Here is a 26,751-nt window from a genome sequence, read left to right on the forward strand (position 1 = left end):
AAATGAGGATAATAGAGGAGACGATAGGGTTATCAAACTCTATAAATACAGTTCAGGATATATATGGGGGTACTATTATATAGTGGTGGCCCGTTTCCATAATTAAAATGGAAAGGCTGATCCAATACGGGTTCAATATGCCAGTTATTCAACTGCAGGTTCGCCAGCGTAAAGAAGAATGTAGCCGGGATATTCACATCAGTAGCAGAGAAATGGCTATCCTCCACTTTCAGGGTTTTAAAGGCGGTCTCGCAACAACCTTTATGCTGCTTATCCATGTCACAATGGTGTTCTGCAGCACTCGCCAGTCCAAGGGAGACTTCCTTCAGTTTGCCACAACAATAAAACTGCTTTACACCCAGACCTACAAGGGTCAGGGAGTAAAGCAGTAATAAACATATTGCGGTTACCCTTTTCATGTACTACAAAGGTACAACTCCGGGTGTATATAATTTCAGATAAAATGTATATTATTTCAACAGGCCTTCTTTCTACTTTTCAGGAAATCTGGCCACACCGCATTATAAGTTATGCAAAATCAGAACGTTAACTGTTGGATAATCGTCGGATCCTGGATCTCCTTATCCCTTGCCAGCAACAATACCTTAGACATTACTTCGGCTGATTTCGGATCATCATCTGCAAATGGCAGGAACAATCGTCCACGCTGCTGGGAATGCACCGGCAAAATAGACAGGTATCTTCCCGGCATCATGTGCACGATCGCACTACCCAGGTGTACACTGTAATCTCCGTATTGCCCCTTGATCTTCGCATGGTTGCCCACTACACTCACATTATCCAGTTTAAACAATCTCGCCGTTTCTTTCAGTAATACCGCCCGCATTTCGATCGTTGAATGACTTGCCTCCGGATCTACCCCACCCACATGTGCTACACTCACTACCAGGTCAATATCACGCATCACCTCACTGAAAATGCGCGGGTTAATATCTTTGAAAGCGACATTCTTATAAGTCTTCAGGTCATGGAAGATCACCTGTTCCAGCACCGGGCTCTCCACTTCCGCAGGTGAGAACCAGTTTGCCTCCGCATACATTTTCACCACAAAACCTTCCTGGTGGAAAGCTTTCTGCAAGCCTTCCTCATGGTCTACTTTCCAGCCCCTGGATTTCAGTAATGCCACTGTCTTTGCAGGCTGCACCTGGTGTCCTGCATAGCGGCGGGAAATGGATTGCTCTTCCAGTTCCTCTGCCAATGGGGTATACAGTTCGCGGAAGATCTGTTTGAAAGGCTGCTGTAACTGGTGTTCAAAGCAATAATGCTGGTAATCACTCCAGGTAGCATTGGCATATAAATCAGCGCAGTGTGCGATACGGATCTTATCATCCGCCGCTATTTTCGTGATCTTCTTTGCAGCAGATACCAATGTATTATGTTGCCAGAAACCATCCCCCTTATCCGTTACAAATACCAGTTTTTCCAGGTGCTTCGCAATCACAGGATGTGTGAATAGGTTAGCCAGTTCTTCCGCTTCAAAAGCATCGCCGCGTACCATCGCTTCTTCCAGTGATTTGCGGGAACGGCGGAACTGCTCTTTCAGTGTTTTCTTAAACTCATTTAGTTCCAGCACCTTCTTATCTTTCTTATACTTAGCAGGGATAGCGGCTAATTTTTTATCTCCTTTAAAAGCCACCACATCTGCTTCACCATCTGCTTCGATGATGAGCCCTATCAATACATCATCATATTGAACCTGTGTTTCCTTAGATAAAATATTCTGCACCTGTTTGGTTTCCATCGCCCAGCTCAGGCGCATCGGATCTGCATATCCTGCATTGCGTGCCAGGTTCTCCATTGCAATACGAATGGCTATTCCTTCGCTGGTTTGCTTTTGTGCACCAAACTGCCTGCTTTCTTTCTTGAATTGCTGGAGGTATTCATATCTGCCCAGGATATCCTTTTGCGGATTCGCCTTACTCAATGGGATCAGGCCATACATACGCAGGTAATCCTGGTCCCTTTTCTCTTTCACTTTTTGCGTCACCTCTTTGATCTTCAGATCACCGGTGATCACATCGGCATACAAACGGGCCCTGCGATGTCCATTCCCGTCACTGATATATTTAGCAGCGTTGTATACTTTCTGCCAGCGCTCTTTCCCTATTTCTTTATATGCCTGCTGGAACCAGCCTTTATCTACAGCACCATCTTTAAAGTCCTGCAGATCGATAGCTGTATATAAGGCTACCGCACTTTCAAAATCTGCGTTCCTGGCAGAATAGGCATCAGATTTCGTATGCACATGCAACCACCAGATAGCTGTATCCAGGCCTTTCCAGTTCAGGTAACCACTGACCAGTTTTTGCCATTGCGGGGCATACACTGCTGCCTCTATCAATCGTTCTTCTTTTACACCAATCGCCTGCATCGCAGCATCAAATTGCGCCTGCGTATCGGTAGTTACAGGATAACATCTCTTCAGTAAAGAAGAGAATAACTGTTGTTTACTCTTATGATCAGCAGTATAAATATATCCTTTGTGCAGGGAGTCCTTACCAAGGCCAGCCAGTATCTGTGCAAAACGATGCGTGCCTTCCAGTCTTTCAATCTCCGCAACAAAAGATGATACCGGGGTAGCAGAGTCACCACGTTTTAGTTCGATATCCAGGAAATGTTCTCTTACCCGGAGATACATACCCTCCAGGAACGGATACCGGGTAAAGTAATCGCGCTGTACGGTGTTCCTGCGGGATGTGGATAAGTCGCGGATCACGCTGCGTGAAATAATCCCCCTGTACATTTCGCTTTCAGAAATAATGCCCAGGCTAAATGCTTTACAGAACAGGTCCAGTGGTGGTATAGATACCGGGATATTTTCTTTCAGTCCGCTAAACTGGCGCCAGTGATATAATTGCCATACAGCGCCCACTAAATGATCCGGGAGCTGTGATACATACATCTTTTGCAGGAACCAGTTCAGGCTCTGCTCGGACTGCCAGCCATAATTATAACGCCCTTTAGTAAGACGATCTTCAGGAATATTAGCAAACAAACGGCTGTTTGCGCCAATCAGGTATTCGAACATTTCAGTATAAGGGAAGATCAAACGCAAAGCACTGATGGCATTCGTGATCAAATGTAATTTCCCCGTACGCACTTCTTTGGTGATATCTGTCGGCAGGTAATCGTTCATCTTTGGAATGTACTCAAATACAAAGGGGTCTGCCTGGTTAAATCCATAATGATAGTGCTGTAGCAAAGCAATACCATCTAACAGGAACAGGTCTCTTGCATGTAAGCCGGATGCTTCAAACCATTGTTTCCATACATCAGGTAATGGGTAGGCAGCGTACTGCTCTGCAGGTGTGATCCCTTCGGGCAACCTATAATATTTACTACGAAAAGTGTTTCCCAGCAACATCTTGTACTTTGCGCCGTCATAAGTCTCCACTTCGTATTCGTGGTCCTCGTTAGCAAGGAATAGGTCAATCAGTTTTTTGATCTCCTGCTGAATGTGAGTGACGGATTGCGTGAAACCAAATGGTTGTATCGCAATACATTTACTATAGTAATCCTGCTCATCAACTACGGGTTTGACTGGCTCCTGTATCTGTGCAGGATCATACAAACCATATCCATTCTCTTCATTATATACAATAGTCCCATTTTCACTTGTCAGCTCCTTTAAAAGAATCTCTTCCTTCGTAGAAATATTCTTTCTGTCTTTGAACGCATCCAGCAATGGCTGGATTTCAGTGTTGAGACGATCGCTTTGTTTACACTGGCGGGCTATATCCAGGCCAGCCAGGCGTTGTTCCGCATCGCCCTGCAGGAGCGCAGTCACGGCCTGTAACAGGAGTGCATCCGACTGGTTTACCAGGATAGCGATACTTCTGCCTCTCATACTGCTACTCTTGCGTTTGAGCAGTTCGATCAGCACATTATTTTCTTCTTCATTCAATTGTAAAGTATCCAGCACATTGAAAGCTGATTTTTGCAGGAACTCGCCTTTTTCCTTCAGCATGCGCATGGAAAATGTGCGCTGGAATTCAGTAATGGGGTTCCTGGGTTTGGAATAATCCCAATAGTATTCGGCATATCCCGGCAGCATTAACCTTGCCAGGGTCTCCTTTACATCCAGGGCCATCTCTTCATAATAAGAGAGCACAATATCCAGTCGTTCCTGGTTTTCTAACACCAGGGAGAGCATGGCAGAGAGTACATTGCTCCTGCTATAGGAAACATTCAGCCAGGAAAAAGCAATACCGTTGTAACTTTTCTCTTTCACTTCAGTGCGTTGCAGCAACTGGTGCAGTTTATCAAACAGGCCAGGGTAGTAGGTATCATAGTACTTCGCATTATAGTACATCCGCTGGATCAGCATGGTTACCGTCAGGCCGTTTACAGCCAGGCTTTCATCTTCCAGTCCAGCCATGATCACCGGCAGATCCAGCTGAAAATGACCGGCTTCGATGGCAAACTTCACCGCAATCAACCGTTTCTCTTCATTTTTCACCTGCATTAGTTCCTGCAGGTAAGGCAATGTCTGCTCTACATCATACACGCCCTGAGCCCAGAGGGCCATATATACATCTGCGTTATTCTTACTTTTAATGCCTTCGGGGATCTGTGTGGTATCAAACATGTAAGTACATGCCTTGTTCAGGAAAGCATTGATAGCAGATTCTTTTTCCGCTTCCCAGCTTACACCGGCCCATACATCAATGGCGCGGATCACAGCGGCAAAACGTGCCAGTTTATTATCCGTGATCACCTTCAGCATATGCCTGAAAGCGCCGATGGTGCTGGTATCAATCGATTCAACAATGCTTTGTCTCAGGCCTTCCTGCCGCTGTGCAGCAATTAATAGTTTCTCAACCAGTTGCCAGCAGTCCTCCCGTTCACTCATCAGGAGGGCTTTAATAATATTGTGGGTTACCTTCCCGGTCTCCTCTTTGTTGTACACAATGTCTTCCAGCAATTTATACACTTCCTCATTCCCATCATCCAGTGCAGCGGCCCATATATAATACAGGCAGTAGGAAGATTGCTGATGATCCCAGATGATCTGTTCCCGGATCGTAGTATCGTAGGCGATATGTGAATATTGCACATTATATTCCTTGTGAAAAACCTGGAAGACGGTATTCAACAGGAAATTCAGCTGATTGGGCAGGTACAATTCCTTCTTGCCCGGTGAGCGGAAAGAACGGCGGTAATAGCCTTTCTGATAAGTGAGGCGGGGGAATTTCTTCCATGCGATCCGTACATACACTGCTTTTTCATCCCCATAAATATAGCGGAGCAGGTTATACATTTCGGGATCATCCCATTCATTATCAGGCAGTAATTTCAACATCCCCTCATAGCGTTTACTACCGAATTTAATTTCGTCAGTATAATCATTGTGGTTCACTTTATAGTCCTCTAATTGTCCCAATAAAACAAGGGCTACTTCAGCGTTGCGTGGTGTAAGCAGGTCGTGTGTGGCTTCGCCTTTGTACACGGACAGCAAAGTGTTGATCAGGGTTTTCTCAAAATCAGGGATAATCCTCGTGGCGAGGAATTCTTTTGCATTCATCTTAAAAATGGTTTAAAGGTCCGGCTACCAAATGCTGCCGGCAAGAAATGTTAATCGAATAAAGGTGATAATTGTATCAGGGTTAAGGTCGAAATGATCACTTAAATGTTTCAGTTCTTCCTCGTTGGCAAATATGGCATACATACCATCTTCAAAAGCAAGTAGTGCTGTTTCCTGTGCTTTGGTCAGATCCGCCTTTTCTTCATTGTAAATGCTACCAAAACCGATCTTCCCATTAGCGGCTTGTCCCTCCATTTGATCAGTAGTCAGGTATTGGAGCGCATTGGCTCCCGGCTTTTTAGCATTGTAAGCAGCTACCTGTTGTTTGACTACAGCAGTGATCAGGTCCTTCACAGTAGGATTGGGGCCAATGTCATCCAGCTCTATTTTTTGTTTATCAAGAATGGCATGCTTCCGTCCCGCTTGTTTAATGTTGATTATAACGAACATTAGGGTTAAAGTTTAAACAATACGGCGGCAATATATAAAAATTTTTTTATAACTCTGGTCATTTTTGTCATTCTTTGTTATGCTAAAATGGCTGTTTTTTGTTCTGGCATAAAAGATGATAATTATCATAATAAAAAGGGATTAAACATGGCTAATCAAACTGCAATACTTGCTGGTGGATGTTTTTGGGGGGTAGAGGAACTCATCCGTGAGCTGCCGGGCGTGATCAATACACATGTGGGTTATACGGGTGGCGATGTGAAGAATGCGACTTACAGGAATCACGGAACGCATGCGGAGGGGATAAAGATTGAGTTTAATGATGAGGTGATTTCGTATCGTACATTATTGGAGTTCTTTTTTCAGATTCATAATCCGACTACGAAGAATCGCCAGGGCAATGATATAGGTACCTCATACCGTTCAGCTATCTTTTACCTGGATGCGGCGCAGCAGGAAACAGCGAAGGAATTAATAAAAGAGTTGGATGCGGCGAAGATTTATCATAGTCCAATTGTGACAGAGGTAGTACCGGCAGGTGATTTCTGGGATGCGGAAGAAGAGCACCAGGATTATTTACAGAAACATCCGAATGGGTATACTTGCCATTATATCAGGCCGGAATGGGAGTTGAAGAAATAGAGAGGTTTAAGTATTCTTATAGAAATGATTTATTCATCCCTGCCAGCGAAAACTGGCAGGGATTTTTGTTTTTTATCGCCTGCGTTTCTACTTACTTTTTCCTTGAAATTGTGCTGCTTATCCAACTAGCTCAACATTCCATGAAAGCAATTCATCTTCTGCTGGCTACCACAGTACTACATATCAGCACCTTTAAAGAAAAGAAGGCAGAATCAGTTATTCAGAAGGCTTTGCTCCCGGGAGGCGACACCTATAGCTATTTAAACCCACTTTTGAATTAGGAGTAAGCTCCCCTGCCGGGTGTCTGTATGGATTTTTCAATGATGACAGGACCCACTTTCTCCGTTGGGCATATTCTTCCGGAGTGGAAGGCCAGTGTCCATGTGTTCCATCCTTCTTGGCTTGCGCTATCGCTTCTTCTAAAAAGTTAAAATATTGTGCCATGTTAAAATCAATTTAAGTTGTTATTGAATGTTTTGAATGTATCAAATGTTGCTGGCGTATAGTACAGGTCTCCAATTTCATCAACAGGATAATAGTATCTATGCTGATACAAAGCCGCGATCAGCGACTTAGAATACCTTATCCACGTAAGGCCACTCAATCAAAAACCATATCGACTTTTTCAAGCGATCAATATGTGCTTTTAAATGATCATTATATAAATCTTTTGCGAACTCCAATGACACGTGAAATATTTTCTGTAACAATGGAATTATCACACCCCGTATCTCAGGATTGGAACAAATAATGGTTCTACTATTCATAGAAAAGCTGGTCTAAAAAAACAAACAATGATATTTTAATATGCGCGTTGTGTATATAAAGTTAAACACTTTCTCTCCTGATAAAAAAATAAATTTTCCCTTTTTCTAAACTTCACATAACTGCCCCCATCGTTTTAATTCCTCTATTAACGGAATGATCACAAAAGCTCATCTTTCTTAAAAAAGAAGCCGCGATCACCTTCTTCACACAATCAACTTATACCCCGCACCCCTGATACTCATCAGCTGCACACCTGGTTCATTCTTCAACATCTTCCGCAAGTGCGACATAAAAACATCCATACTACGTGCATTATAATACGTGTCATCTCCCCAGATCTTCAGCAGCGGCACCTGCCTTGGCACCAGGGTATTTTTGTTTTGTAATAACAGTTCTAATAAAGCCGCCTCTTTATAAGACAAGGTATACCTCGTTACCGATGTGACCAGTTCCTGCGACACCGGGTCCAGTTTACAACCACCAAACGTATACACGGACCCGGTATCCTGCTGCTTTGCCCCAAACCGGCTCAGTAAAGACTCCATCCTGATCAGCAATTCACCCATATTAAATGGCTTGCGCAAATAATCATTTCCGCCACTCTTAAAGCCTTTAATCACATCCTCCGGCAAAGATTTCGCACTCAGAAATATAATCGGTACGCCTGTATCCAGTTTCCTGATATCCTCCGCCAGGGTATACCCATCCTTTAATGGCATCATCACATCCAATACACAAATATCCGGCGGCGTTTTTTGAAACATCTCCAAAGCCTGACGACCATCCGTTGCCAACACGACCTCATATCCACTCTGCCCCAAACCATCACTGATGATCTGCGCCAGCGTTAACTCATCTTCCGCATATAAAACTTTATACTTCATTATCAATAGGTAGTTCTAAAATAATAACTTAATCTTTTCAAACATTTTCACACTTCATCCCAAACCGGCATTTCTACAATAATCACTTAATCCTCTCACAAATTTTCACACTTCATCTTAAACAGGCATTTCTACTATAATCATCTCATCCTCAGCCTTCATTATAAACAGGCAATTCTACAATAACCATCTCATCCCCACACTTCATCCCAAACCGGCATTTCTACAATAACCACTTCCTCCTCAGCCTTCATTATAAACAGGCAATTCTATTATAATCATCTCATCCTCAGCCTTCATTATAAACAGGCAATTCTACAATAACCATCTCATCCCCACACTTCATCCCAAACCGGCATTTCTACAATAACCACTTCCTCCTCAGCCTTCATTATAAACAGGCAATTCTATTATAAACTCACTCCCTTTCCCCAACTCACTCTGCACCCGAATCTTTCCACCATGCTTCTCCACTATCTGCTTCACATAATTCAACCCCAGCCCAGAGCCTTTCACATTATGCACATCCACATTATCCTGCACCCGAAAAAACCTTTCAAAAATCCTTGCCTGGTAAATCTTTGCAATCCCCGGCCCATTATCCTTCACACTAATCACAATATGCTCTGCCGTACAATAACAACTTACATCCACCTGCACAGTATTTCCTCCATACTTCAGCGCATTATCTATCAGATTATAAAACACATTTGTCAGATGCACCGGATCTCCATCCAGGAAACAAGGCTCCTCCGAAGGATGGTAATGGATCCCCGCTGACTGATGCTGTAACTGCATTGACCTCACCACCTGCTCCAATCCCTGCTGCACATCATACAATTCTGACCTTAACCTCGTCTGACCACTATCCACTTCATCCAGGTTCAATACCTTTTCTATCATCATATGCAAGCGGTGCAATTCCGTTTTACTGATATTGATATACTGCAACAACTTTTCCGGATCATTCGTCAGCTGGTACCGCGTAATCGCATCCAGCGCAGCTTCCATCACAGCCACCGGCGTTTTTAACTCATGCGTCATATTGCTCGTAAATGCAATCCTCGCCTGAGCATATACCTGCTGATGCTTCATTAACCTAAACACAAAATAAAAAGCTGCCCCGGTTAATAACAACATAAAAAATGAAGACAACAAAAAATACCGCATCCTATAAAACACAAACTCCCGCAACGAAGGTACCACCAACTGAAAGTTATTATACAAGCGGATATTATAACTAAACTGCTCACTATGATAATCCGCTTCACGCACCTCCGCCGCCGTATGATTATTCCGGATCGCCCCCGTTTCCCAATCATACTTCATAATAAAGAAATGCACCTTTATCTGGCTCTTCAGCAGCTCCTGTTCTACCAGGCTATCCAACCGGTTATACTCCACAGCATCCATATCCAGCTGCTGCTGCATCGTTTCATCTTCGCCAAAGATTCGTTCTACCTTATGCTTTTTCCGCTCATATTTCTTGTTAGGGATCCTGATACTAATATCCACAATAGAGCTATCGTCCTTTACATTCGATTCAAAACGGCTCGTTACCTTATGCCCTCTCATCCTGCTATACGCCTCCTTAAACTGAATCCACTCCGGCGACTGAAAGAAATCCAGGAAATTCTTATTCTCCTCGTTCCCCGGCAGCATACTCAGGTAATTACTACTACTCACCACACGCGCCACCACCTCATCCAGGTCACGCTTTACCTGCACCTGCTGCGAACTATATAACTGTCGCAGCCACACTACCTGCAACAACACGCTGACGATCATGGCCACTACCACTAAAGGATATGCATATTTTTTAGAAAACCATTTCATGCTACAAAGATGGGTAGTTTTTTATTGTACAAGTGCCCCGAAAATACGATTTAACCTTATTTAACCTAGTTTAACCGGCCTTAATATCACATGGAAGTATGTTTGCTTTATGAAAACGATCCACATACTCCTCCTGACATTACTGCCTCTTTTTGCAGCCGCACAGTCCAACATTACCGGCACTGTTACCGATGCCGAAGGTCATTTGCTCGATGGCGTAACTATTACCCTTAGCCAGCAAAATAAATATATCGCCACCGCCATTACCGACCTTGGCCATTTTACCCTCAAAGGCCTGGCCAAAGGGAACTATACCCTCGCCGCCATGTCCATGGGCTATCAATCCTATACCCAAACGCTTTCAGTACCCACTGATTCCATCACCATTCTACTGCAACCTGATCATAAACAATTACAAGGCATCACCGTTTCCGCTGCCAAACCAGTGATCGAGCGCAAAACCGACCGCATTGTCTTCAATGTTGAAAACAGCATCATTGCCAACGGCGGCACCTCCTGGGATGCCCTGAGCAAGGCCCCCGGTGTGACTGTAAACGCTGATAACTCCATCTCCGCCTACCGCAAAGGCGTGGAAGTATATATGGATGGTAAACCCCTCCACCTCTCCGGCGATGACCTGGTGAGCTACCTGCAGGGCCTGCCTTCCTCCACGATCACCCGGATCGAAGTGCTCACCAATCCACCCGCCAGTTTCGAAGCACAAGGTGGCTCCGTGATCAACATTGTCACTAAGAAAGTAAAGAAACAAGGCCTCAACGTAGCACTGAATGCTAACTACATCCAGGGCATCTACGGCTCCTACAATGGTAGCGCTACCTTCAACTACCGACAGGGTAAAGTGAACATCTACGGCAACTATGGCTATGGCCATAAACACACCTATATGGATAATAAAACCGACATCAATTTCGGTGACTCCTACTGGAGAACCAATGATCATAATATACAGACCTCCAACACGCATAACTATCGCCTGGGCCTGGACTACCAGTTGACCGACAACCAGATCCTCGGTGTACTCGTTACCGGTAATAACCGCGCTGGCCAAAGTGATGGCGACATCCCTACCCATATCTACAGTGCTGATAAATCTACGATCGACTCTACCTTACAAACCAATTCTACCGATAAAAAAGGTGGTAGCGGTTATACCTATAATATTAACTACAGCCTGAAAATGGATAGTGGCAAACGTAGCTTAAACCTTGACCTGGATTATGCCCCCTACGAAACCAGTAGTTATGCACATGTGAACAGCACCTCTTCTTCCGCCAGTGACTACCACATTTACACACCTACTACCCAACACATCAACATCCTCTCCGGAAAGGCTGACTATACCTATACCTTAGGTAAATGGAATGTGAGCTCCGGTCTTAAATACAGCAGCATCAAAAGTGATAATAAATTTACCTTCATAGAAGGTGATGTACTGATGCCTGATAAAAGCAATCACTTTGAATATACTGAAAATACATCCGCACTATATACCAATCTCTCCGCCACTTTCAATAAACTGACGGTACAAGGCGGTCTAAGAGCTGAATACACAAATACCCGTGGTTATTCTATCACACTCGATTCGTTGAATAAACGCAGCTACTTCAAACTGTTCCCGACCTTATTCTTACAATACAAACTCAATGACAACAACCAGTTACAATTAACATACGGCTATCGCATAGACAGACCTGAATATGCACGGATGAACCCTGCAAGACATTATTCATCTCCTTACAATTACTATGTGGGTAACCCCGCACTACAACCAGCCTTTGTACATAACCTGGAACTAGGCTACACTTACAAAGAAAATTATACCATCACGGCGAACTATACCTCCATCAATAATATATTCACTAACGTGACAGTGCAGGATAATACTACTAAGAACTACTACATCACCCACCAGAACCTGGGTTTAAGTATGAATGCAGGCATCCGTATTGCTGCTGCTTTCCACCCAACTAACTGGTGGGATATCAATGCAGAAGCAGGCGGATATTATCAACAGGAAAAATCAGCCTACCTGCAGGGTCATTACAATCTGAAAATGTTCACGTACGATGCCCGCTTAAATCAAACTTTTACCATCAATAAAAAGCATGGTATCGCGGCTGAAATCACCGCACAGTTCATTGGCCCTGGCATTCAGAACATCTACCATTATGAAAGTCTGAGTGAAATAGACCTGGGGATGAAAGCAAATGTATTGAAAGGCAAAGGAACGATTCGCCTCACCGCTAATGATATCTTCAATGCATTCACCTACCGTGTAAATATCAATTACCTCGATCAGCAAAGTTTCTTCTATCATAAAACAGAATCAAGACTGGCTACACTGAGTTTCTCTTACCGTCTGGGTAAAGATATCAAGGCTGCGAGAAGCAGGAATACCGCTAGTGAAGAAGAAAAACAACGTGCACAGTAAACGGAGCTTTTTAACAGGACTTAAATAAACTGCCCACTTTTTCTCCTTTACCGCTGGCAAATAAGATGACTGCCAGCAACGTACCGGGGGAAAAGTGGGCATACATGATGGAAGAAGAAAGTTCAGTTAAAAATTACTAACTTCCCGTATCAACATTCACAACTACATACCGTCTCCAGCCCTGCAGCCTTACATAGATGGTTTCCGCATCATCGAAAGTGAGGCACTGGTTATCAACAGGGTATTACCGGGCATCGTTCCCGTGCTGGCGCTGCGCTTAAAAGGAAGTACTTCGTCAGAGAACGCATCCCTGCCTGAATTTATGGTTTCAGGATTAAGAAAAACACCCCGCCTGATTCAATACAATGCAGGCACCACCAATCTGCTGATATTATTTAAAGAAGGAGGGATCAATGCATTTTTTAACATCCCTGCAAACGAGTTGTTCAATGAAAGTATTTCACTGGACCACCTGGCAGAAATCTCTTTCTTAGAAGATCAGTTAGGCAATGCGCAAGACAATGATCAATGCATAGCCATCGCAGAAAAATTCCTTCTGCAACAATTCAGATCCTCCAGCACTGACCTTTTAATAAAGGAAGCTACATCCGCTATCAGGCAGCAGCAGGGCAATCTTTCCATTACCCAACTCGCCTCTTCTCTCTACATCAGCCAGGATGCCTTCGAAAAACGTTTTCGTAAAGTGATCGGCACTACTCCCAAACAATTTGCGACCCTCGTGCGCATGCAGGCCATCGTAAAAAGCCCCGTTCCAAAGGACCTCACCAACCTTGCCCTGGAAGCTGGTTATTTCGACCAGGCACATTTCAACAAAGCATTCAAACAATTCACCGGACTCACACCATCCGGGTTCTTCAAGTCGCCCCCTCAGTGGTAAATCAATGATTTTTTACAATTTCCCTGCTGCTTAGCAACGCATCTTTGCTTCATGAAACACTTATTCATCGCATTGCTGCTCTTAACAGGTGCAGCCCACGCACAAACCAAACAAACCATGAAAGCATTTGTCCTGCTGGTAAAAGTACCTTCCACTTACACAACAGCCTTAGCAAAATCAGTGAACCCCAAATGGGAACAAGCCATTGCTGACTGGAAAGCCTCCGGCCATTACATCACCAGCTTTGCCTACCCGGGAGAAAGCAGAACTATCAATCAACAGGCAACAAAGGAAAATGAGCGGCAGGTAAGCAGCATCCTGCTCCGTGCAGAAAATATAGAGGAGGCCACTGAACTGGCGAAAGCCTGTCCTGTATTAGCATACGGAGGTAGTGTAGAAATCAGGGAACTTCCGAAAGGCGTACCCCAGATCTTTGAACCAGTAGCCTCCGCTCAATAAAAGGTTTGATTTTCTTAACTTTGCAGAATGGCAACAAGCACTTTTTCCAGCATACCCACCTGTATTGGGGCAGACTTAAAATCCAAAGGTTTCAAAGTACAGGAGGTATCTGGCATCATTCCGGCTGCTGAAATTCACGCAAGAAGAGATTATTTTAAAATAATCATGGTAAGGGGGGATTTCACGCTCAGGTTCGGAGACAAAAGTATAGCAATGGATGGTACCTATCTTTTCTTCGCCAATCCAAAAGTACAGCATACCATCATCCCCCGTTCCCAGGAGCGCTCCGGCTATGCCTGCGTGTTCACCGAAGATTTTGTCGCCGGCAGGGAACTGACCGAGCTCCTGCAAAATTCCCCCTTATTCCGCTCTGCAGAATTTCCGGTACTGGCACTCAATGAAGACCAGGTCGGGTTTCTAACAGGGATCTTTAAAAAAATGCTTGCTGTTTATGACAGTGATTATGAACACAGAGATGACCTCTTCCGCAACTGCATTGAACTCATCATTCACGAAGCCCTCCAGATCCAACCCGTGAACCTGGACCTGAGAGAACACAATGCAGCAGCCCGCATCACCCGGTCCTTTTTAGAACTCCTGGAAAAACAGTTCCCGATCGACAATCCTGCAGAGCCACTCAAACTACGTACTGCACAGCACTTTGCCCAATCACTATCAGTACATACCAATTACCTGAACCGTACAGTCAAAGCAGTCACCGGCAAACCCACCTCCGTACTCATTGCCGAAAGGATCACTGCCGAAGCCAAAGCCCTGCTTCAGCATACCAACTGGAGCGTAGCGGACATCGCTTATGGCCTGGGCTTTGAATACCCCACTTATTTCAATAACTATTTCAAAAGGATCACCGGCACTACCCCAAACGCAATCAGGTTTGAAAATCATAAATAAGCCTGCTTATATTACTTCGCATGAAATATGCCTAAATGAGGGTATCCTGCATTGATAAATAATCCTTAGTCCATTCGGGGCTGACTGAAACGTAAAGTGAAAGCGCTGGGAATTGCGTAAAAGCCATTCCGTCTCCATCACCCACCCCGAGAGGGAATACCCTTTTTAGTCGACCCAACATGCAAGGCTTGAGATCTATGACGCTCTCACCCGAAAACTAATGCTACTTTATCACTAAACCGGTACTTTTATATCACGATAAGTACACCTCAATATCCTTTGGATAATGAAGTGTACTTATCGTGTACTTATGGTGATCTTTTAATGTAGGTATCCCTTCGAGTTCGGGGGCCTAATAGAGTGCTACCAGTTTAATATGCAGCGGCCCCGCATTCCCGGTGATCATTAAGCGCCATTCCTCACCAGCCACCGGGTTAAAGGTCTGTAAGCGCTTATGCCCTACAGATTCCCCGGTAGCTACCTCCTTCCAGTCATCATGCACCTTTACCTGCAGACTATAAGACAGGATATTCTCTCCATACTCCAGGTCCTCCATTATCATTAGTTCTCTGACAGCCTTTCCGCTCCTGTTTTTAAGCTCAATAATGGATCTGGTCAAATCACTGCGCTGGGCCAGGGGAGCTGAAAAACCATGCTTTAAATGGCGGCCAAAGCTATCAAATACCAGGGAGTCTGCTTTGGGTATTAACCCACTTGTATCTACCACCATTCCAACCAGCATATTTGTATTGCGGCCCACACTCTTATAATATTTCTCCACCAGTTCTTTTACTGAAAACAGGTCCTTGTCTTCCCCCGCTTTCCACAACCAACCGCCATTCCAGGCATAGTTTTTACGGATAGGAAAATCAGATTCTCCCGGGCACCAGTATTTACCTTCCGGATCACCATGCAAACCATCTATTTTCACGGCACCATCAGAAGCTGTCGTTTCATTTGCCCGGCTCCATTGTGGATAAGCAGCAAAACCATCTTCATTACCGATCCAGCGAATGGTATTTCCGGCTTTTAATGGGCCCTGGAATAGAATGGCCTGTGGTTGTTTTTCACGGATCATCTTTAATACGTCTGCTTCCAGCCCATCCTGTAAACCGCCATCAAACCAGATTTCGAACATAGGACCGTAGTTACTCCAGATCTCATTTAATTGCGCCAGTACGGCTTTATTATAGGCTTCATCGTGTTGGGTGCCGAGATACGTGTTGGTATTAGTGTTATAATACAGGCCAGGTTGTAGCCCATACTTCTTACAGGAAGCAATAAATGCCTGCAGAATATCTTGCTGGTAAGGTGTATGGCCTACATTATATGCATGCACGGCAGAAGGCCAGAGGCAAAAGCCCGTACCATGCTTCACCGTTAGGATGGCATACTTAGCACCTGCAGCTTTTGCAGTCTTTACCCATTGGTCTGTATTGAGTTTGGAAGGGTTGAAAACCGATAATGGAGGAAGCGTTTCTTTCTTTTTATAATCAAAGGATGCAGGTGCAAAGATGTTGATATCCAGGTGGATAATTACACCTATCTCGGCATCTGCCCATGCTATCTGGTCTTTAGAGGGTAGAACCTGTTGAGCGAAAGATGGCAGCTGGGCAACAATGACGAGTATCAAGATAACGGACAACCTCTTCATAACGAATTCCTAGTTTCTATAAACTTACCTAATTTTGTTACTTTATCCTATATATTTATGGCTGTTTATTAACCCAATGAGTTTGTTTTAACCTTTCTTTATTAGGGTAAAAGGAAATATTATCCATATGGAAATTACAAATTATCGGCTGCGCCCTGTTCCACAAAAATTACCATTAAGAAAATCGGCTACATCCTTCCGCCTATTGGCTACTTTTTGAAAAGCTGCCTGTCTCACCTTTGTACGATGAAAGTTACATTGATCACAGGTGCCTCCGGCGGCATCGGCGAAGCCTTCGCCCGGCAACTGGCCAAAGAAGGCCACAATTTATTGTTGATAGCAAGGTCTGTCAATAAACTAAAATCCCTCTGCGGGGAACTCAGCCAACAATACAAGATCACCGCACACTATCTCCCCATCGACCTCGCACAGCAGGGCAGTGATGCACGCATTGCTGCCGAAGTACGTGATAAAAACCTGGAGGTAGACTGGCTGATCAATAATGCCGGCATTGGTAGCGGGGGCGATCTGCTGGAATATACCATGGATGAATACCGCAACATGATGCACCTGAATATGGATGCCATGGTAGCCCTCACACATCAGTTCCTGCCGGCCATGCGTGCACGAAAAAGCGGTACCATTATCAATGTAGGTTCTATGGCAGGGTTTAATGGCATCCCTTATATGAATGTATACGCAGCTACCAAAGGATTCGTGATGTACTTTACGGAAGCACTCTGGGAAGAGAATAGGCTGTACAATATTCATGCGATGCTCTTATGCCCGGGTGCGACAGCAACAGGTTTCTTTGATGCCGCCAAAATAGGCAGTGAACGCAAAAGCAGTTTCTCCACTAAAAAAATGGAAACACCGGAACAGGTGGTTGCTGCTGCCATGAAAGGATTGCAAAAGAAATCCATGCTGACCATCAGCGGTTTTCAGAATAAGGTAATGAAAGCGCTGTTGAGGTTCATTCCTGTAAAAGCAGGCATGAAAATGTATGGAAATATGATGCGGAAAAATCTGAACTTAGAGATAAAGTAAGGTATGCTACACATTAAAAGCATTTCACAATACTACGCGGCCACCAATTTGGGTAAACCGAAACATCCCCTGATCGGGATATACCAGTTCCACGAAATGCCGGAATTTGAGATTGATGAAAACCTGCGTTTTACACTTAGCTACTACGTGATCACGATCAAATACAATTGCGAATGCAAATCACAATATGGCCAGACCAATTATGATTTTGATGAAGGCGTAATGGGTTTTACAGCGCCGAACCAGGTAATGGGTGTGAATAAGGACTTTGCTTTCCCAAAAGCAGGATGGTGCCTGATGGTGCATCCTGATTTACTACAGGGTACAGCGCTGGCGCGGAAAATAAAGCAATATGATTTCTTTCATTATGAAGTGAACGAAGCGCTGATATTATCGGCAGATGAAGAACGGGATGTGGAAGAATTATTCAAAAAGATCCGGCAGGAGATCAACAGACCAATTGATAAATTCAGCCAGGATGTACTGATCGCACAATTAGATCTCTTGTTAACTTACAGTAATCGTTTTTATGACAGGCAGTTCATCACCCGGCGACCATTGAACAATACCCTGCTGTCTTCATTTGAAACATTGCTGGAAGATTTTTTTGCGAACAAAAGTACACATGCAGGCTTACCGGCAGTGAGTTACTTTGCAGATCAGTTGCACCTATCAGCTAAGTACTTCAGCGATATGCTGAAACAACTTACCGGCTTGACAGCACAACAGCATATACATGAAAAAGTGATTGAAAACGCGAAAGAGAAATTGTCTACAACGGCTTTATCTGTCAGTGAGATCGCTTATGAACTGGGCTTTGAGCACTCACAGTCATTTAGTAAATTCTTCAAAGCAAAGACACAGCAAAGTCCACAGGAGTTTAGACAATCTATCAATTAAGTTGTAGCTTTAACCATATGCCACTCAAAAGAATTTCTGAACAGAACTCCTACACAATCGAAGAGGATTTTATTTATCTCACGAAAAGCGACTCGGACTTCCAACAAGGGGTTGGCAAAGCAATGCTGGCAGTCATTCATCTGTTAAATCAGCACTTTCCTGATGAGACGATCTGGTGCATGACCTCTCATGACAGGGTGATTCTATTAAAGCAGGATGACTGGCAAACGCCGAAGTATGTTATCTTCAGTGCCCTCGACATCAAGCAATACTCCATTGAGTACCGCATGCCTGCAGAGATCAGCCCCTGGCAAGGCGCCTATGTAAGAGGTAGTGCCAATTCACCTGATCAGGCATTGGAATACATCCTGATTGCCCTGAATAATTCCGATTACTGGGCATCCTAATGCAATACTAAATCACAATTAATCTCCACATCATCTACCACAGCTCCCATTTTCTGGTAAAACTCAATGGCATTCCTGTTCCAGTTAGATACCTGCCACCTGACCTTTTTACAATTCCGGGATCGGGCCAGTTCTATCAATGTCTGTAGCAATGCCTTGCCTATACCTTGCTTCCTATAGCCTGGTTGCAGGTACAGGTCATCCAGGTAAAGGGCCTTGCCACTCCATGAATAATAAGACCAGAAGAAAGTGGCAAACCCGACAATGACACCATTGGACTCTGCAACAAATGCCTGGAACAGGTCTTTGTCAGCCGCCATCTGGGCAGGCGTAATACTCACTTTATCTGATGATTGCTGAAACGAGGCGAACTCGCGGATTAACAAAAATATAGCGGGAAAATCTTTCTCCCCTGCGAGCCGGATAGAAAATGCTTGCATAATTTTGTGGTCTGAAATTTTGAAAGGTACCAATGAAAGGTAATAAAATTAAGCGCATGATCGCCTTATTTTTCTGCATCGCATTATCTGTATTTTGCTTAAATACCCGCATGATAGCCATTGATTGGATGGGCAGTTTGTGTATCTTGGCTACGGTATTCCTGCCCAGCTACCAAAAACGGATTGCCGCCCACGTTCAATGAAATTCAGATCACTGTTAACGATTTGTTGCCTGTATACGATTGTCGCTGTTGGCCAGACAGCCATCCAGGTAGATCTTAAAAATGAAAAAGGTCCGCTGAAACCCATCTGGGCCTGGTTTGGCTATGATGAGCCGAATTATACCTATATGAAGGATGGGAAGAAACTGTTGTCAGAACTGGCGGCACTGAGCCCCGTTCCTGTTTATGTGCGGGCACATAACCTGATGAATACAGGCGATGGAGCAGCTGCCCTGAAATGGGGCTCTACCAATATGTATACGGAAGATGCCAATGGGAATCCTGTTTATAACTGGCGGATCGTTGATTCTATTTTCGACACCTACATCTCCCGGAAAATGAAACCACTGGCGCAAATTGGCTTTATGCCGGAGGCCTTATCCACACATCCTACGCCTTACAGGCATTACTGGCAACCCGGCCATGATTACAAAGAGATTTGTACCGGCTGGGCGTATCCTCCAAAGGACTATAATAAGTGGGAGGAACTGATCTATCAATGGGTAAAACATTGCGTAGCGCGCTATGGAAAGGCGGAAGTAGAAAGCTGGTATTGGGAGCTCTGGAACGAGGCAGATGGATATTATTTAATGGTGGATGATAAAATTCCGACTTATTGCAAGATGTATGATTATGCTTCAGCGGGCGTAAGGCGGGCATTGCCAACAGCCAGGATTGGTGGTCCTCACGCCACAGGAGGAGCAGGTGAGTTTATGCGCAGGTTTATTATTCATTGTCTGAAAGAGAAGAATGCAGCTACCGGGCAGATTGGGGCACCCTTAGATTTCCTGGCATTTCATGCAAAAGGGGCACCGGTATTTACAGAGAACAAAGTGCGGATGGGCATGAATAACCAGTTGAAAGATGTAAATCGTCATTTGAAAATCATCTCTTCTTTCCCTGAGTTGAAGAACATCCCTATCATCATTGGGGAATCAGATCCCGAGGGTTGCGCGGCCTGCGGTATGAAAACGGATCCGCAGAATGCGTATAGAAACGGTACGATGTATGCCAGTTATACAGCAGCTTCTATAGCCCGGATCATGGAATTGAATGACAGCTATGGTACCAATATCATTGGAGCGGTGAACTGGTCTTTTGAATTTGAAAACCAGCCCTGGTTTTATGGATTTAGAGAATTGGCAACGAATGGTGTGGATAAACCGGTGTTGAATGTGTTTAGGATGATGGGGATGATGAGTGGGAACCGGCTGGTGATAGGAGGTGACCTGGCGTATGATGCGCAGGCAATTATGGCCAATGGGGTGAGAGGAGAGAAGACGGATGTCAATGCATTAGCGGCTGCATCTTCTAAAGCAGTTTCAGTGTTGCTCTGGAACTATCATGATGATGATATTACTACAGGAGAAGTGATCGTAACATTAAGCCTTGCAAACATTCCAGCCACGAAAGCGGTGTTACACCATTATCGCATCGACCAGGAGCATAGCAATGCGTATGAGGTGTGGAAGAAAATGGGATCACCGGCAGCACCAACTCCTGCACAATATACCACGCTGGAAAAGGCGGGGCAATTAGCGGAGCTGGGCATGCCTCAAAGAATAAAAATCGGCGCCGGTGCGTATAAAATGAAAATCACCCTGCCCAGGCAGGCGGTATCACTCATCAAAATTACCTACGAATAATTTTGTCTGCTCACTACAGATCCCCTTTATTATCAATCTTTCCTTGCGTTAGATCTATCGCGGCATCCTGCCATGCAGTATCTTCCGGGTAAAAGGCCGTTCGCAGATAAGCCCATGTCAATTGCTGTACAGCTGCTACTCTTTCCGGGTTCTCATCAGAAGTCTCCACAACATGGTAACCGGAAATTCCTCCCAGCAAATGCTCGCCACCATATAAAGTCAGCAATGATTTAGGCCCCGGACTCATGGTATAAGGATCCGTAAACCAATCCCAGCCACGCACCGTTAGTGGTGAAATATCTTTATCGCCCGCCACCACTAATGCCGGTTTCTTCATGCCACTGAAATCAGGATTCATGAAGGGGTAATTTGCTGCTGCAAAAGGGCTCAGATCCGCACCACCATTACCGGCGGCTGTCAGCAGAACACCTACCTGGACGCGTGCATCAGACATATCATCCTCTTCACCTATCACACGCATTCCTAATAACAAGCCACTGGTGTGTGCACCAAAAGAATGTCCAACCGCTGCAATGCGAGAAGTATCCACACGCTCCTGCAATCCTGGCACTACATCGATAATATCATCCAGCTGATCCAATACCTGTTTCATATCGGCTACACGAATTTTCCAGATATCAGGTGTTCTGGGGTCATCCGGACTTACACCTATTCTTTTGGAATCGAGGAAACTGGGTTGTATAACCACAAAACCACGAGCTGCCCAGTAATTTACCAATGGGGCATAGCCATCCAAAGAATTACCAAAACCATGTGCGAATAAAATAACAGGGAGCTGTGCACCTTTTATTGGCGCTGAAATCCGAACCTGTAGGTCTATACCACGTCCGGGTGCAGGAAGCACAACAGGACTAACTGAAATAACTTGTTCCATGAATTTTTTTTTGCAAAGCTCCGGCGAAATTCGGCATGTCTGATATGACAATCAAACCAATCATTAAGATTTTCAAACCCCTGCTTTCCTTTTTTCAAAATGATGGACTATGCACAGGGAAGATGGTCCGCTGTTAAATAAACTGTGATTTACTATCTTTACGAACAGATCACTTACAACATCGTCGTAAATGAAATTCGTAATAACTGTCGTGCGACTTTTAACTCTTAGCACATCAGTATTTACCCAAACTGAAAATGATGAGGGTGCAAATGCTTAGAGACCATATTGAAAAAATACTCCCCCTCACAGATGAAGAATTTTCATTTGTGCAGACGTTCTTTACCACCAGGAAGTATAAGAAACACCAGTACCTGATACAGGAAGGCGACGAAGTAAAGAATTGTTACCTGGTCATTTCCGGGCTCTTAAAACTGGTCTATAATGATGATAACGACAAAGACCATATCGTGTCCTTTGCCATGGAAGACTGGTGGGAGAGTGACTATTATGCGTTTTATACCCAATCGCAGGCCACCATGTCTTTAACGTGTATAGAAGACACGGAAGTCTATTGTTTCTCCTTCGAAAATTATAAAAAGCTCTGTGCAGCGTTGCCTAAAATGGAACGGTTCTTTTTACAGAAATCTACTTTTGGTTTCCTGGCAGCACAGCGGCGTATCCTCTCCCTCCTGACATCTAATGCTAAAGAAAGATATGAGCAGTTGCTCAAACAACATCCCTCTTTATTACAAAGGGTGCCTAAAAGTCTGCTGGCGAAATATCTTGGCGTATCCCGGGAAACCCTGAGTCGCCTGGTGTGACCTACATCACAGGATAATAGTGAGGTATGTCAAGGGGGTGTTTCCCTAGCAATGCTGAGCTTTGCGGTATGGAAATAAGAAACATCAATCCCTGGACCTGGCAGGATGAACGCAGTTACGTACAGGCCGTAGAAGTAAAGAACGTAAACAGTACATTGTATTGTGCAGGACAAGCCGCCGTATTTCCGGACGGCAGCTCCAGTACCGAAGACATGAAAGGCCAGTTGACCCACGCGATCGCCAACCTGGAACAGGTGATCCTGGCAGCCGGATATGAGCCGAAAGGCATCGTCCGATTGAATATCTACACAACCTCCTCAGCCGCGCTATGGCCTCATTTTTCCATACTCCAGGAGTGGATAGCAAAACATGGCATCCGGCAGGCGTCCACCTTATTTGAGGTAAAATCTCTTTTCGAAACATTGCAGGTAGAACTGGAGGCTACAGTAGTAAAATAATCCTAATTTTGTGCCTATGAGTTACTACATCCGTATATTGGGCACACAAGACCCGGACATTCATCTCGATGATATTTCAGAAGAGCTGGACGCAGAAGCGCTGACGGCTCAATTTGGGGTTCCTAAAAATGAGAAACCTGAAAAATGGACGGCTTTCGAATTGAAGAATGAGAAAGGTAAACTCCTGGCAACGGTGGAAAGGAATCCGGTGACGACAGAAGGTATTGGCAAAGAGGAACTGGATGAATTCAAACAGAGCATCCTGGAGTTCCAGCCTGCTTCAGCAGCTAAGTGGCTGAACGATTACTTTGACACGGTGAAAGTGATATATGCAATAGAGTTATTGCCAATCGGTCTGGAGCCGGAAAACTATCATATCATTACTACGACGCAGGGCATTATCTGGGAACTGGTCAATGGTATTTTGCAGGCGGACGAGGAAGGATTTACCAATGAAGAGGGCTATCATATATTGTGGCAGTTTCCTGATGATGCAGATGGAGAATGGAATTGCGCGGTGCTGAATGAGAAAGGGGAATGGGAGAATTTCAATATGGATCTGGCAGATGGAAAACAGCGAGAGGAGTTTAAAGCAGGGAAGGTGCCGGCGGCGGCAAAAAGACTGAAATAAGTTTTATCATCTTCTTAACAGGAAGAGGAGATGCCAGCCACAGTTTTACAATAGCCATAAAATAAAGCCGGTTAATTTTCATAAAAGTAGTTCATCCAACTTTTACGTTTATGAAAGCATTTTACCTGCTTTCTACCTTGCTGCTTGCCGGCTTATTTTCTCAGGCCCAATCATTCACGCTGAAAATCAGTTTACCGGATAGCTTTCCTATAGAAAAGCTGGTGGTGAATGATGGGGATGGTTGGAATGATGAAGATTTGTTGGCTTTATAACGTCATAAACCGGCATGCTTTTTCCGGTATTAATATTATGAAAAAGAAACGGGTGCTGAAAATAATTCGCCGGTATTATAATCGACTCGACAAGAAGAGCCGGCAGATGTCACCTGGATATGCCCCGAAAGTCATTCACCAATTCAGGACAAAATATAAGCAACTAAAAGCCTTTTTGCACATGGTGCATGTGCCTGGTATTCCAGGGAAGTTAAAAGACTTTTATCACCAGCTTGGTATACTGCGCGACCTGCAATTGCAGGAGCAGTATACCAGGAATGATGCCCCTCATTTACCCAGTTATAGAAAGATAATACACAAGCAGGCAGAACAATCTAAATCACAGTTGGCCGATATACTTGTTAAAAAACCGGTAAAAAAAGCGCGGAAGAAGACCTTGATAGCAGTGAAAAGCGGTTTCAGCCATAAAAGGTATCAACGGTATTTAGAAAGCCAAACGGCTGCGGTGCAGGAAATACTGCAACCGGTGAGTTATAGTGACGCGGATCTGCATACGATCAGGAAATTATTTAAGGAATTATCGAATAATGAGCAGCTGAAAAAATCACCTTTGCAGGATCAGCTGGGTGCATTCCAGGATAAGCGAAATGCATTGCGCTTGTTCAGGCAGTATCACCCTGCCCGGATGTCGAAAAAAGAAAGGGTTTATTTAGAAAAGAAAGAGAAAGCTTTGGTAGCGGAAAAGAAGACGATGAAGGCACAATTGATCAGGGAGTTAAAGTCAATTTTATAATTTCTCAATACGGATTGCATTTTCATATTACAAATTGAATTTTCATCTTACGGATTCCACTTCTCTAATCATGGATTGAGTTTCTCTTATCACGGATTGAATTTTCATCTTACGGATTCCATTTCCCTTATCACGGATTGAATTCTATTATCACGGATTGCATTGGCCCCAGGTTTGATATATAGCTTTGTAACCAATAGTAAGAATAATCATGGGAAACAATAGTTTGTACCCGTACCAGGAACGTGACCTCAATATCCTATTTGATAAACTCTCTCATGCATCCAAAGGCTATAGGATTCTTTATCAATTACCAACGGGTGGAGGCAAGACAAGGATCTTTTCTGAGATTGCCAGGTGGTATGTGGAAAACTTTCATAAACAGGTAATGGTATTGACGCACCGGACCGAACTATGTAAGCAGACGGCGACTACATTGACAAGGATCGGGATCAAAAACAAAGTGATCAATAGCACGGTGAAGCAATTGCGTAAACGGGAAGAACATGCCTGTTATGTGGCGATGGTAGAGACCTTGCGAAACCGTTTGAAACAGGGGATTATTAATCCTGCCAATATAGGATTGGTGATCATTGATGAAGCACATCACAATGCATTCCAGAAATTGTTGAATAAATTCCCGCGTGCGATCGTGGTGGGTGTTACGGCAACACCACTGAGTTCAAATGCAGATCTGCCAATGAACAAAACTTACCAGGAATTGATTGTGGGCGAGAGCATCAGCGGTCTGATCAAACAGCGCTACCTGGCAAAGCCGGTGAGCTGGCGGTATGATGTGGAATTGAATTCACTGAAGACAGGGATCTATGGAGATTTCACCATCAGTACTTCGGATGAATTATATTCATCCAGGGCAATGCTGGAATTACTTTTACATGCTTATGAAACGCATTCGAAAAATAAGAAGACGCTGATCTTTAACAATGGGATCTTTACCTCCAGGAATGTGTGTAAAATGTTCCAGGACGCGGGGTATCCGATCAGGCATTTGGACAATCGTCATTCGCCGGCGGAGCGGGAAGAGATTTTGAAATGGTATAAGAAAACGAAAGCTGCGATCCTGACATCTGTCTCGATCCTGACGACGGGCTTTGACGAGCCATCGATACAAACGATTATTCTGAATCGTGCCACGACATCATTGACATTGTACCACCAGATGATTGGGCGTGGGTCGCGGAGTTTGCCTAAGAAGAAGAATTTTACCATCATCGATTTGGGAAATAATATAGATCGGTTTGGAGAGTGGCAGGCACCGATGGATTGGCAATTGATCTTTGAAAGACCGGAGGCGTATATAGAAAGTATGCATTACTTATCTACAACGGAAGCGCGGGTGATATCTTCGGATCTTCGTTCTAAATTTCCGAATACATTGCAGTTATCATTTGATATACAGGAGGCGCATCAGCGTGTGATAGAGGCGGGGCAGAAGCCATTGACGGTGATCAGGGATGCGATCCGGCAACATGCGATAATGTGTATAGAGAATAGTGATACGATTAGCCAGGCACTGGAACTGACTGAATTATTGGATCAGGAGATACAGTGGCGGGTGAAGCAGTATGGGAAGTGTTTGGGCAAGGTGACGAGGAATTATACGGATTGGCTGGTGGCGGATTATAAGGAGCGGTTGAAGACATTGATTCAGAAAATTATGCAGAAAGGGAAGCCGAAGGCGGCGTAAATTGTTTTGAAATCACACGCAACTATAATAAAACATGCCAGTTTAAAA

Annotated in this window: 24 protein-coding genes; 16 read left to right on the top strand and 8 right to left on the bottom strand. The window is 44.3% G+C overall.

Features of this window, described 5'->3' with window-relative positions; genetic code table 11:
* Positions 1–32: 32 nt before the first annotated feature.
* The 3 genes from U0033_RS17795 to U0033_RS17805 all read right to left on the bottom strand — a co-directional run bounded on the left by U0033_RS17795 (position 33) and on the right by U0033_RS17805 (position 5,995).
* A complete protein-coding gene (locus U0033_RS17795) occupies positions 33–419 on the bottom strand; it encodes an HYC_CC_PP family protein (RefSeq protein ID WP_072363530.1) in 387 nt (128 codons plus the stop codon).
* Positions 420–538: 119 nt separating this feature from the next.
* A complete protein-coding gene (locus U0033_RS17800; protein ID WP_072363529.1) occupies positions 539–5,545 on the bottom strand; it encodes a DUF4132 domain-containing protein in 5,007 nt (1,668 codons plus the stop codon).
* 24 nt (positions 5,546–5,569) lie between these two features.
* Entirely contained in the window at positions 5,570–5,995 is a 426-nt protein-coding gene (locus tag U0033_RS17805; protein ID WP_072363528.1) for a hypothetical protein, read from the bottom strand.
* Positions 5,996–6,142: 147 nt separating this feature from the next.
* Between U0033_RS17805 and msrA the strand changes: the two genes are divergently transcribed.
* Positions 6,143–6,637, top strand: coding sequence for a peptide-methionine (S)-S-oxide reductase MsrA (gene msrA / locus U0033_RS17810; protein WP_072363636.1), 495 nt, complete (start codon positions 6,143–6,145; stop codon positions 6,635–6,637).
* A complete protein-coding gene (locus tag U0033_RS17815) occupies positions 6,619–6,918 on the top strand; it encodes a hypothetical protein (RefSeq protein ID WP_072363527.1) in 300 nt (99 codons plus the stop codon). Before msrA ends, U0033_RS17815 begins: the two co-directional genes overlap by 19 nt.
* A 690-nt stretch (positions 6,919–7,608) precedes the next feature.
* On the opposite strand, the gene U0033_RS17820 is transcribed toward U0033_RS17815, so the two are convergent.
* Both U0033_RS17820 and U0033_RS17825 read right to left on the bottom strand, forming a co-directional pair.
* Positions 7,609–8,289, bottom strand: coding sequence for a response regulator transcription factor (locus U0033_RS17820; RefSeq protein WP_072363525.1), 681 nt, complete (start codon positions 8,287–8,289; stop codon positions 7,609–7,611).
* Positions 8,290–8,670: 381 nt separating this feature from the next.
* On the bottom strand, positions 8,671–10,125 hold the full coding sequence (locus U0033_RS17825) for a sensor histidine kinase (protein ID WP_072363524.1): 1,455 nt from the start codon (positions 10,123–10,125) through the stop codon (positions 8,671–8,673).
* Between the two features lie 109 nt (positions 10,126–10,234).
* Here U0033_RS17825 and U0033_RS17830 point away from each other — a divergent pair, with 109 nt between their 5' ends.
* The 4 genes from U0033_RS17830 (at position 10,235) to U0033_RS17845 (ending at position 14,846) form a co-directional block, all read left to right on the top strand.
* The gene (locus U0033_RS17830) at positions 10,235–12,577 is read left to right on the top strand and encodes a TonB-dependent receptor domain-containing protein (protein ID WP_072363523.1); all 2,343 of its coding nucleotides are present in this window, start codon (positions 10,235–10,237) and stop codon (positions 12,575–12,577) included.
* A 211-nt stretch (positions 12,578–12,788) separates the two neighbouring features.
* Positions 12,789–13,475: a helix-turn-helix transcriptional regulator gene (locus tag U0033_RS17835; RefSeq protein ID WP_326980874.1), complete on the top strand. Its 687-nt coding sequence runs from the start codon at positions 12,789–12,791 to the stop codon at positions 13,473–13,475.
* 51 nt (positions 13,476–13,526) lie between these two features.
* Positions 13,527–13,934 (top strand): YciI family protein, encoded by a 408-nt coding sequence (locus tag U0033_RS17840; protein WP_072363521.1) that lies wholly within the window; start codon positions 13,527–13,529, stop codon positions 13,932–13,934.
* Positions 13,935–13,961: 27 nt separating this feature from the next.
* Entirely contained in the window at positions 13,962–14,846 is an 885-nt protein-coding gene (locus tag U0033_RS17845) for a helix-turn-helix domain-containing protein (RefSeq protein ID WP_072363520.1), read from the top strand.
* A 352-nt stretch (positions 14,847–15,198) separates the two neighbouring features.
* On the opposite strand, the gene U0033_RS17850 is transcribed toward U0033_RS17845, so the two are convergent.
* Positions 15,199–16,500 carry an alpha-L-fucosidase gene (locus U0033_RS17850; RefSeq protein ID WP_072363519.1) on the bottom strand — a complete coding sequence of 434 codons (1,302 nt, stop codon included), beginning with the start codon at positions 16,498–16,500 and terminating at the stop codon, positions 15,199–15,201.
* Positions 16,501–16,746: 246 nt separating this feature from the next.
* On the opposite strand from U0033_RS17850, the gene U0033_RS17855 reads away from it, so the two are divergent.
* The 3 genes from U0033_RS17855 to U0033_RS17865 are packed head-to-tail and all read left to right on the top strand — an operon-like array spanning position 16,747 to position 18,854.
* Positions 16,747–17,547, top strand: a complete 801-nt coding sequence (locus tag U0033_RS17855) for an SDR family NAD(P)-dependent oxidoreductase (RefSeq protein ID WP_072363518.1) — start codon at positions 16,747–16,749, stop codon at positions 17,545–17,547.
* A gap of 3 nt (positions 17,548–17,550) precedes the next feature.
* Positions 17,551–18,447 (top strand): helix-turn-helix domain-containing protein, encoded by an 897-nt coding sequence (locus tag U0033_RS17860; protein WP_072363517.1) that lies wholly within the window; start codon positions 17,551–17,553, stop codon positions 18,445–18,447.
* 17 nt (positions 18,448–18,464) lie between these two features.
* Complete coding sequence (locus U0033_RS17865; protein ID WP_072363516.1) at positions 18,465–18,854, top strand: hypothetical protein; 390 nt, start codon at positions 18,465–18,467, stop codon at positions 18,852–18,854.
* Here U0033_RS17865 and U0033_RS17870 read toward each other — a convergent pair.
* Positions 18,851–19,294: a GNAT family N-acetyltransferase gene (locus U0033_RS17870; RefSeq protein WP_072363635.1), complete on the bottom strand. Its 444-nt coding sequence runs from the start codon at positions 19,292–19,294 to the stop codon at positions 18,851–18,853. The genes U0033_RS17865 and U0033_RS17870 overlap by 4 nt on opposite strands.
* Before the next feature lie 199 nt (positions 19,295–19,493).
* Here U0033_RS17870 and U0033_RS17875 point away from each other — a divergent pair, with 199 nt between their 5' ends.
* Positions 19,494–21,161 (top strand): GH39 family glycosyl hydrolase, encoded by a 1,668-nt coding sequence (locus tag U0033_RS17875; protein WP_072363515.1) that lies wholly within the window; start codon positions 19,494–19,496, stop codon positions 21,159–21,161.
* A gap of 13 nt (positions 21,162–21,174) precedes the next feature.
* On the opposite strand, the gene U0033_RS17880 is transcribed toward U0033_RS17875, so the two are convergent.
* The gene (locus U0033_RS17880; protein ID WP_072363514.1) at positions 21,175–22,056 is read right to left on the bottom strand and encodes an alpha/beta hydrolase family protein; all 882 of its coding nucleotides are present in this window, start codon (positions 22,054–22,056) and stop codon (positions 21,175–21,177) included.
* 272 nt (positions 22,057–22,328) lie between these two features.
* Between U0033_RS17880 and U0033_RS17885 the strand changes: the two genes are divergently transcribed.
* The 6 genes from U0033_RS17885 to U0033_RS17910 all read left to right on the top strand — a co-directional run bounded on the left by U0033_RS17885 (position 22,329) and on the right by U0033_RS17910 (position 26,703).
* The gene (locus U0033_RS17885) at positions 22,329–22,880 is read left to right on the top strand and encodes a Crp/Fnr family transcriptional regulator (protein WP_245801825.1); all 552 of its coding nucleotides are present in this window, start codon (positions 22,329–22,331) and stop codon (positions 22,878–22,880) included.
* Between the two features lie 68 nt (positions 22,881–22,948).
* Positions 22,949–23,338 carry a RidA family protein gene (locus tag U0033_RS17890; RefSeq protein WP_072363512.1) on the top strand — a complete coding sequence of 130 codons (390 nt, stop codon included), beginning with the start codon at positions 22,949–22,951 and terminating at the stop codon, positions 23,336–23,338.
* Positions 23,339–23,354: 16 nt separating this feature from the next.
* Positions 23,355–23,969 (top strand): hypothetical protein, encoded by a 615-nt coding sequence (locus U0033_RS17895; protein WP_072363511.1) that lies wholly within the window; start codon positions 23,355–23,357, stop codon positions 23,967–23,969.
* 110 nt (positions 23,970–24,079) lie between these two features.
* Complete coding sequence (locus U0033_RS17900) at positions 24,080–24,241, top strand: hypothetical protein (RefSeq protein ID WP_177318670.1); 162 nt, start codon at positions 24,080–24,082, stop codon at positions 24,239–24,241.
* Positions 24,242–24,278: 37 nt separating this feature from the next.
* Positions 24,279–24,995, top strand: a complete 717-nt coding sequence (locus U0033_RS17905; RefSeq protein WP_072363510.1) for a CHAD domain-containing protein — start codon at positions 24,279–24,281, stop codon at positions 24,993–24,995.
* A gap of 211 nt (positions 24,996–25,206) precedes the next feature.
* Positions 25,207–26,703, top strand: coding sequence for a DEAD/DEAH box helicase (locus tag U0033_RS17910; protein ID WP_072363509.1), 1,497 nt, complete (start codon positions 25,207–25,209; stop codon positions 26,701–26,703).
* Positions 26,704–26,751 lie beyond the last annotated feature (48 nt).

It is taken from the genome of Chitinophaga sancti (assembly GCF_034424315.1).
Lineage (GTDB): Bacteria > Bacteroidota > Bacteroidia > Chitinophagales > Chitinophagaceae > Chitinophaga > Chitinophaga sancti.